Annotated in this window: 11 protein-coding genes; all 11 read left to right on the top strand. The window is 29.9% G+C overall.

The genetic code is table 11. From position 1 onward, the window contains the following. Positions 1-608 (top strand): toxin-antitoxin system YwqK family antitoxin (locus tag FPG59_RS10755; protein WP_086454606.1); only part of this gene is annotated, 608 nt, incomplete at its 5' end. Between the two features lie 153 nt (positions 609-761). Continuing rightward, entirely contained in the window at positions 762-1,232 is a 471-nt protein-coding gene (locus FPG59_RS10750) for a hypothetical protein (RefSeq protein ID WP_086454605.1), read from the top strand. 194 nt (positions 1,233-1,426) lie between these two features. Then, complete coding sequence (locus FPG59_RS10745) at positions 1,427-2,254, top strand: M23 family metallopeptidase (protein ID WP_176330735.1); 828 nt, start codon at positions 1,427-1,429, stop codon at positions 2,252-2,254. 56 nt (positions 2,255-2,310) lie between these two features. Further along, the gene (locus FPG59_RS10740; protein WP_086454603.1) at positions 2,311-2,853 is read left to right on the top strand and encodes a GNAT family N-acetyltransferase; all 543 of its coding nucleotides are present in this window, start codon (positions 2,311-2,313) and stop codon (positions 2,851-2,853) included. Positions 2,854-2,971: 118 nt separating this feature from the next. After that, positions 2,972-3,769 (top strand): AraC family transcriptional regulator, encoded by a 798-nt coding sequence (locus tag FPG59_RS10735; RefSeq protein WP_086454602.1) that lies wholly within the window; start codon positions 2,972-2,974, stop codon positions 3,767-3,769. A gap of 80 nt (positions 3,770-3,849) precedes the next feature. Continuing rightward, positions 3,850-5,427 (top strand): S41 family peptidase, encoded by a 1,578-nt coding sequence (locus FPG59_RS10730; protein WP_086454601.1) that lies wholly within the window; start codon positions 3,850-3,852, stop codon positions 5,425-5,427. 8 nt (positions 5,428-5,435) lie between these two features. Continuing rightward, positions 5,436-6,320 carry a clan AA aspartic protease gene (locus FPG59_RS10725; protein WP_086454600.1) on the top strand — a complete coding sequence of 295 codons (885 nt, stop codon included), beginning with the start codon at positions 5,436-5,438 and terminating at the stop codon, positions 6,318-6,320. Positions 6,321-6,709: 389 nt separating this feature from the next. Next, positions 6,710-7,159, top strand: a complete 450-nt coding sequence (locus tag FPG59_RS10720) for a hypothetical protein (protein ID WP_086454599.1) — start codon at positions 6,710-6,712, stop codon at positions 7,157-7,159. 189 nt (positions 7,160-7,348) lie between these two features. After that, positions 7,349-7,741, top strand: a complete 393-nt coding sequence (locus FPG59_RS10715; protein WP_086454598.1) for a hypothetical protein — start codon at positions 7,349-7,351, stop codon at positions 7,739-7,741. Between the two features lie 119 nt (positions 7,742-7,860). Then, positions 7,861-8,373: a hypothetical protein gene (locus FPG59_RS10710; protein WP_086454597.1), complete on the top strand. Its 513-nt coding sequence runs from the start codon at positions 7,861-7,863 to the stop codon at positions 8,371-8,373. Positions 8,374-8,664: 291 nt separating this feature from the next. Next, positions 8,665-8,884: hypothetical protein (locus FPG59_RS16430; RefSeq protein WP_140344632.1), on the top strand; the 220-nt coding region annotated here is incomplete at its 3' end.

Here is an 8,884-nt window from a genome sequence, read left to right as displayed (position 1 = left end):
GAAATGGTAAATGGAATTTTTATGTGATTGAAGATAAAACTTTTAAAAAAATATTAAACCAACAAGTTATCTTTAAGAACGGAATTTTAGAAAATGGTTTTAAATATTTTTATTCAAACAAAAATATTGCTTGTGACGGAAATTATCTAAATAACAAATTAGAAGGCATTGTAAAGAGTTATTACAATGATGAAAAACTTTATGGAACAAGATCCTATAAAAACAATTTAAAGAATGGAAACCATATATACCTTTATCCAAATGGAAAAATTGAATTAGAACATAATTTTATAGATGGAATAAAAAATGGTCTTTATCAAACAAATTACCCAAATGGAAAAACTAAAGAAAAATTCTATTATAAAATGGGACAAGAAGATGGAGTATATAAATATTATTATGAAAATGGGCAATTATGGATTGAAAAAACATATAATAATGGTTTGCTATTAAATGTAAATGCAAATTATGATTCTTACGGAAAAGAAAGAGATAAAGGAACTTTAATAGATGGGAATGGTACAGTGAAATATTATGATGAAAATGGAATAGTTTATACCATTGTAACTTTTAAAGATGGATTAAAAACAAGTGAACAAAATTTTTAAAATAAATGCAGATGCTAATAAACGCTACATGCAATTTGGACATTAGACTTAATTTAAAATTGGTTTTGTATTTGTAAGATTAGTGATAACCGAAAAATAAATCTTAATTTAGAACCTAAACCCGCTGTACTGCCAGAACGTTAGCACAAATTCATGAAAAAAACTGCATTTATAGCCATAATTCTATTATTTAGCTGTCTATCTTCATCAGGGCAGATAAATAAATTGCCGATTCCTACAAAGTCATTTATTGAGAAAGCCAAATACTTAGAAGATTCCGAAGAGAAATATTTTACAAAATATCTTGGAAAGAAATCTGAGCATATTTTAAAAAGATTTAGTGACTCCAAAGATATTTGTGCAAAAAAATATGAATTTAAAACGGGAATTAAATTGAAAAGAAATTCATGTTCTGAGGCTGGTATTGAAGCAGAAATTATCTTCCCAAATTACTCAAAAAACGATGTTATTAAATTCGTTGAATGGTTTTTTAAAAATGATTATAGCAAGTGGAATAAATCAAAAACGAAATATCAACCAAAAGAAGATGGCGACGCAGGTTGTTATCTTGAAATTAAAGAACTGAAAGGTAAAATAATCCTAAGTTATTCATGTGGTTGCTAATTTGAACTGTTGCCAACACACGCTAATGCAATAGTTGGGAATTAGGCTTAATTTGAAAATGGTTTAGTAATTGGGATAATTTACTTGGTCTATTCGCTATCGCTCTAATGGCAAATCAGAAAATAGAGCTTAATTTAGTCTCCAACCCGCCTTTGCAAAGCAGCAGGATGTTGTGCAATTATAGAATAACAATCATGAGGAAAAATACCGTTTTAATAGTAATACTAGTATTTGCTTCTTGTTCAAGTTTGAGAAAACTTCCAAAAGAACATTACTATGCGTTTTTGTACTACTTCAATAGAGAAATCAAAAATGACACAATATCTTTCCACTTAAAAAATCCTCTTAAATGTCCCGTAAATGTTAAATTAGTAAAAGATTCTCTAAACCCAAATATCGAAAATTTGTTTGGTCATATTACATTAAGGGAATTACAAGACACTGTAATTAGTTTTAAATACCACGATTTCAATCATGCCAATGAAACAAAATATTTTGTTGGATATGGAGATTTAAATAAAAAAATATTAAAAAATCAAGTTTCTTACCCTTTCCCAAAAGGCAAAGAGTATAAAATTATTCAAGGCTACAACGGGAATTTTACTCATAACACGCTTATTAGTCAATACGCAATAGACTTTGATTTAAAAATTGGAGATACAATAACAAGTGTTGATAGTGGTTATGTAGTTGGGTTAATTGAAGATTATAAAGAATATGGAACAAGCAAAAAATGGTTAAAAAATGACAAAAGTAATTATATAACCATGTACCACCCACAAAGCGGAATCTACACTCAATATGTACATTTAAACCACAACGGCTCTCTAGTTAAGTTGGGAGATTTTGTAGTTAAAGGACAAGCTATTGCAATTAGCGGTATGACAGGCTTTACAACTACACCACATTTACATTTTAATGCAAAAATACCAACAGTAGAACATGGATTAATATCAACAAAAATTGAGTTTGAAAGTGGCGTTAAAGGAGAGGATTTAAAGAAAAAAGACCGCGTGAAATAGAAAAAATGCCTCCAAAAGCCCCTAACACAACGATTCATTACCAGCAATAAAATACAATGACAACAGAATTTCCAATATTAAGAACCGAAAGACTTCTACTGAGACAATTTGTTGATGACGACCTTGAGAATGTTTTCAAAGGACTTTCGCACCCAGACATTATCAAATATTATGGAGTGAGTTTTCAAACATTGGAAGCAACGAAAGAACAAATGACTTTTTTTGCTGACCTTGAAAAAAATGAAACTGGAATTTGGTGGGCTGTTTGCTCAGCTGACAACACGATATTTTACGGAGCAGGCGGACTCAACAGTTTAAGTAAAGAACATAAAAAAGCAGAAATAGGATTTTGGTTAATTTCAGACTTCTGGGGTAACGGAATTATGAAAGAAGCGATGCCACTACTTTGTGATTATGGCTTCGACAATTTAGGACTTCATAGAATTGAAGGATTTGTAGAGTCTGAAAATAAGAATTGTAAAAATGCAATTGCTAAACTAGATTTCCAACACGAAGGAACGATGAAAGAATGTGAAATTAAAAATGGCAAGTTTATAAGTCTTGACATTTATGCAAAACTGAAGTCAACTAAATCATAAGTGAACTAAAAAATCAACAAAAAAAGTCCTAATTTTAAGACTTGTTAAAATTGATTTAGACAATCAGCTTAATCGAAAAATGATTTTGTATTGGGGAGATTTACGTTAATTGAATAAAATGAAAACAAAGATAGTTTACCCTAAAAACCCATTATTGAAAAAATTTATTCAATATTTTTTATTCTTGACTAAAGGTGATTCTGAGATGGTAAGTCAGTTGTGTTATCCAAATACGAATCATTGTCTTAGTTTAATTAAAGGCGGAGAAATGATAGCATTAAATGCAAACGAATATCGTATTTTACCTTCCACAAGAAACAGTAGTTACTTAACAGGTATTTACAAAGAACCTATTAAGATTATCGCAAAACAGCCATATCAAGAGCTATGCATAAACTTTAATCCATTGGGTTTGGAGGCTATTTTTGGCGAGCAACTTTCACAAAATATTTTTAAGAATAATATATTGAGTGAAAACAAAAATTGGAATCCGTTGTTTGAAATTGTTTTTAGCAATGATTCATTAGAACTGATTCAAAACGAAATTGAAAGTTTTTTTATTTCTATTTTACGGGATGAAATGCTATCCAATAGTTTGTTGTTTAACGAAACCGTACGGGCAAATGAAATAGAGGATTTAAATGATTTGTTATGCAAAAGCTATCGTTCAACACACAGGTATTTTGTAAATCAATTGCAAACTACTCCCAAAGAGTATTTACAAATAAAAAAAGTTAGAGAAGCGATGTCTCTGATTTTAAAAAATGTTCCGTTAATAGAAATTGCTTTTTTATTAAATTTCACAGATCAATCACATTTTATAAAAACATTTAAAAAATACACAAACATAACGCCCTCTCAATTTAAACAAACAAGTTCTCAGGTTGATAATACGTTGATTTGGAATTTGGAATAGCATTTAAAATATTTGGCAGATTTTTACAATTTTCATTTTTTAAGGAAATCTACTTTTGCATTTCACTGAAAAATATAAAAATGAAAATCTATCTTAGCCAGTTCTTCACTGTTATTTTAATATTGAGTTTTTCCAACATCAAAGCGCAAAATAGCCCGAAACCTCATAAATACCTTGAAAATACTCCGCAACTTACCCACTCACAGAAGTTAACGGATTATGATTCGTTAGTGTCCTATATAAAGCAAGTAAGCCCAATTATTCAATTTAATAAAGAAGTAAGGAAAATTGACTTTGATAAGCATACTAATAACCTCAAAAGGAAAATCACCGCTAAAACAAGTATGGAGGATTATCTTTTTTTAGTACAAAAAACATTAAATGTAGCACAAGACGGGCACACTAGTAGACCAGGTAAATGGCTGTTGGATATCATAAAAAAGGATTGGATTCCAAAGGGTATTGCAGAATTAGATACACTAGACTTTCCTCATAATTATAAATATGACGATTTTTTAAATAAAAACTTTTATAATAAGACAAAATTAGAACTTGCTTATATCAATGGTGAATACTATAATTTATTGCCCTTTTCTTATCAAGGAATAAGTTATCCTGCCTCAATGAAGTTAGTAAGTTGTAATGGTAAAGAAATTCATCAATTTGTAAAGAGTATGGAAGAATTAATCTCTCCGCTAAGATGGGACAGGATTAATAATAAAGTCTATCATGAGAACTTTTATACAGTTGGAGAAATATATAAAAACAACCATTTAAAATTAACTTTCGTTGATACCAAGCAAAAAAGCAAAACAGTAACTATTACTAAAGATGATACGGTTACTTTTCTAGAACAGAAAAAAAATAATTTTGGTTACAATACTAATACAGATCCTGTTATTACACATTACTTTGAAAAAGAGCAACTCTTTTATGGAAAAATACCCACAATGGATGAAAAACTGGGGGATACTTTGATCAATCGTTTTCAAAAAATAATAAATAAGTTTGCTGTAAAATCTATTGTATTAGATGTTCGAGGAAATGGAGGAGGTAGTGATAATACCTATGGTAAGTTTTTAGGAAAGATACTAAAGGATACCTTGAAGATGAATTTGACTATAGGATATATATTCAGCCCATTAAACGGATTAAAAAAAGACTCTATTATTAAATATGGTTTAACTTTTGACAAAGAAGGCCCAAAACTAAAAGATCTTGAAATGTTTTATAGTAAGATACCCAATTTTAGTTTTTTCAATCCATCGAAAGAATTAATTCCTTTTGAGGGTCCTATCTATGTATTACAAGATAGATTTATATTTTCTTCGGCAAGTAATTTATCTAGCTTAGCCTATAAAACTAAACGTATCATTAGTATAGGTGAAACACCAAATTTATTAGGAGGTGTTCAAGCAAGAACCTCCGTATTTAGTCTACCGTATAGCAAATTGATTTTTAGAGTAGAACCGCAAATTGATTTTACAGATTGTAAAACGGTTGCTGATATTTTCCAAAATCAAGTAGAACACTTTGTAACCTATCCTATTGATTTTTTGCATGATCGTGCAACAACAAATGAAGATATTTTAGGGAAAAACTTCTTAATGAAGAAAGATCCAATGTTTAAAAAAGTAATAGAACTTGAACTTCAATAATACTAAAAATGAAAGAAAAATTATTGATTTGTTTTTTAATACTATGCAGTAGTGTTTCGGCTCAACAAAAAATAACTAGCGAGAGTATTCCGTTTATAATCAACGAGCAAAATACAATTATTATAGAAGCCATTTTCAATGAAAAAGACACACTACATCTTAACTTTGATACAGGAACTACTGAATTGGTTTTGACAAATGATGCTCTAAAAAATAAGCTCAAATCGATTCCAAAACTGTATAATACGTTTTACAATTTAAAACTTGGAAACGCAACGTATAAAACCAAAGTTTATGACGCAGCATTATCAGGACACGGAACAGACGGGAGATTTGGTTGGGATTTATTTAAAGATAAAGTTGTTGAAATTAATTATGATAAAAAACTATTGATCATCCATGCAACATTACCAGATAGCATTGAAAAAAATAGAAAATTCACGAAACTCGCAATAGAATTTTATAAAGACCTTTTTTTAATTCAAAGTATGATTAAACAAAACGGCATTTCTAATAAGGACTTTTTTTTGTTTGATACAGGTTACCAAAGAACAGTAATGTTAGATAACGATTTGTTAAAACACAGTAAATTTCCAATTGAAAAAATGAAGGTTGTAAATAAAGTCATCATGAAAGGAGCGCAAGGAAATGAAATTCCGGTTATTACCTCAATACTAAAAGTTTTGAAAATTGGAAAGCATACCCTAAAAAACATTCCTATCCAACAAATAACCACCAATAAGCCTTTGAAAAATAAAAGCATTCACATTTTGGGTAATGAAGTTTTGAAAAGGTTTACTGTGTTTTTGGACTTTCAAAACAATTTTGCATACCTAAAACCAAATCATTTATTTAAAGATAATTACACAGATCAAAAGGAAAATAGCCTATAATTGCCACTTGGCAAGATTAAGTATTTGTCTCAATAATTATTCTGTACCAAATAGATGTGGTAATTCCCAAAACAGTCCCGACTTAAAATCCCTTTGGTTTGAATTCTTGGGCGTGCCCCTCCGTGAAAAACTTCGGGTCAGGCTGTGCGCTGCAATCTTTGTGTTTTTAAAGAAAAAACACAAAGGATTTTCGCTTCCATCCTTCACGCGAGCCCAGTTTTCAGTTGCTGATTTTTTATAAAATAGTAAGAAAATTTTAATATATTTGGAAGGTACAAAGCGAAACAGACTTTAGATTATCTTTAAACGATTGGTTGTTTATAAGAAGTTTTGTTTTGCTTATGTACAAGTTATCGGTGATTTAACATAACTATCAACTAAAAAAAATAATGAAAAAAAATTACCTCTCTATTTTCCTTCTATCAATATCTTTATCAAGTTGTAACTTTAATAACCACCATACAAACAGGCCCTTAGATAAAGAAGAGGTCGAAAGAGTCACAACAAAATTTTATTATTCGCTAAGAGATAAAAAATATAAAGAAACACATTCATTATTTAGTACTAGATTTTTGGAAGTAACAGATACATCTAAAATCGATAAAATTTTTCAAGGCAGTGATGAAGAACTTGGCGAAATCAAAGACCAAATTCTTGAGACTTGTGAAACTAACGTTGTTGAGGGTTCAAATCCAATTTCTGAATATTTATTAGTTTATAAAGTCAAAAGAACTAAGTTCGATTCTAAAGAAACTATACATTTGGAAAAAGAGAATGGCACAATAAAAATATTATCATACAATGTCCAATCAGACGGATTCTTTGAACAAACAAAATAAACCACCGCTAATAGTCACTACAACGGATTTGGGTATTTGACTTAATGGAAAATTGGTTTTGTATTTGGGATGATTTGGCAAATCCGAATAATGGGCTTAATTTAGTGCCAAACCTGCTGTAGTGCAAGAATGGAACTAACTAGTGCAGAAGACATAATGCCAAGAAATATTGTTCAATAAAAGATAAATATGACAAAATTCGAATGCAAAGAATTGTTAATTAGTGACCTTGAATTTGGCTGTGAAATTACATTTTCTGCAAACTCAGATACCGATAAATCTTCAGAGGAACTAACGGTTGATGAAATACAAGCCTCTGCTCAACAGTATATTATGCTTCAAAGAACTTATGCGGAAGGCGAATTTGAAGATGATTATTATTATTTTGAATCTAGCGACTTCGATAAGTCTTGCGAATTAGAAAACTTTAAAATTGAATTATCTCGTGATAAATTTGCGATAAACATAAATAATGAAATGTTTGAAGCCGAAATTAACGTTGGGCATATAGAATTTGAGAATTTAAAACTAGTGCTGGCCAAAATAATTAATGGAAAAGGCAACCTGATAATTGAGGATTAATGATAATCACTAAAGTATCAGTTAGTAATACACGCTACAAGCAATTTGGGTTTTATGCTTAATTTAGTGTCAAACCTGCTGGTAGCGCGGGGACTTTACAAGAAACCTTTGAAAAACTGATGAGAAAATATCAAATACTTATAGCGACTATCCTTTTAGCGATTTCTGCAATTTTAATATTTAGCAACACTGCACGATATGAACTTACAAAAAGAATAAATATTATTTCTGCAGGAAGTTATGCGTTTTCTGAATCTTATGAATTTCCCTACTCAGAGGTGAGAGTAATAAAAGCCATCGAAAATTTCAAAGAGAAAAATCCGAAATATCAAGTCCCTGCAGTGTCAATTTTCTCAAACAATTCATTTAAACTTGAAGATTCCAGATCCGAAAATGGATTATGGTTCATCGCTTATTTTTACGATGCTGATGAAAATAGAATTTTTAATATTGCAATACGAGGAAATGAAACCAATACTACTTTAGAATTCGTGTCTATAAATAACGGTTTGAAAATTGGAAATTGGAAAGACATAAATCGTGATTTCTCTTATGATGAAAATGAACGACTAAAAAATAGATTTGAAGAATCGTGTTTAAATCCAATAAAAAAGTTGTTGAATAACAATTAAGGTTTCTGGTAACACTTGTTAAAAATGATTTGGGTTTTAGGCTTAATTTGAAATTGGTTTTGTATTTGTGATGATTTACTTCGTCTATTCGCTATCGCTCGAGTGGCAAATCTGAGTAATGGGCTTAATTTAATCCCAAACCCTCTTTAGTAGCGGGACGTTATAGGGCAGTTGCACCGAAATCAAGCAAGTAGTTCAAGTTCAAGATAACGATTTTAAAAACGAAAACGTGAAGTTTAATTTTCTTAGCAGAACAAAGCGTTGTATAATAACTAACCTAAAACAAACATATTGAAATCAATAATATTTTTTTTATTTTTTTGTATCACTATAAGTGCACAAAACAAGCCAATGGGTAAATTTGAGCATAGATGGTTTTCAGATTATTGTGAAGATGGTTTAGGTTGTATTGGACAAATTTTCACTCTTCAATTAAATCAAGATAATAATTATGTTTTAGTCGAACAGATTGAAAGCGATGGAATGGAAGAACCTAAAATAATTACTGGAT

This window comes from Flavobacterium sp. FPG59 (assembly GCF_002150205.1).
Taxonomy (GTDB): domain Bacteria; phylum Bacteroidota; class Bacteroidia; order Flavobacteriales; family Flavobacteriaceae; genus Flavobacterium.
The sequence above is the reverse complement of the archived record's forward strand: the minus strand, read 5'-3'. Positions and strand labels throughout refer to the sequence as shown.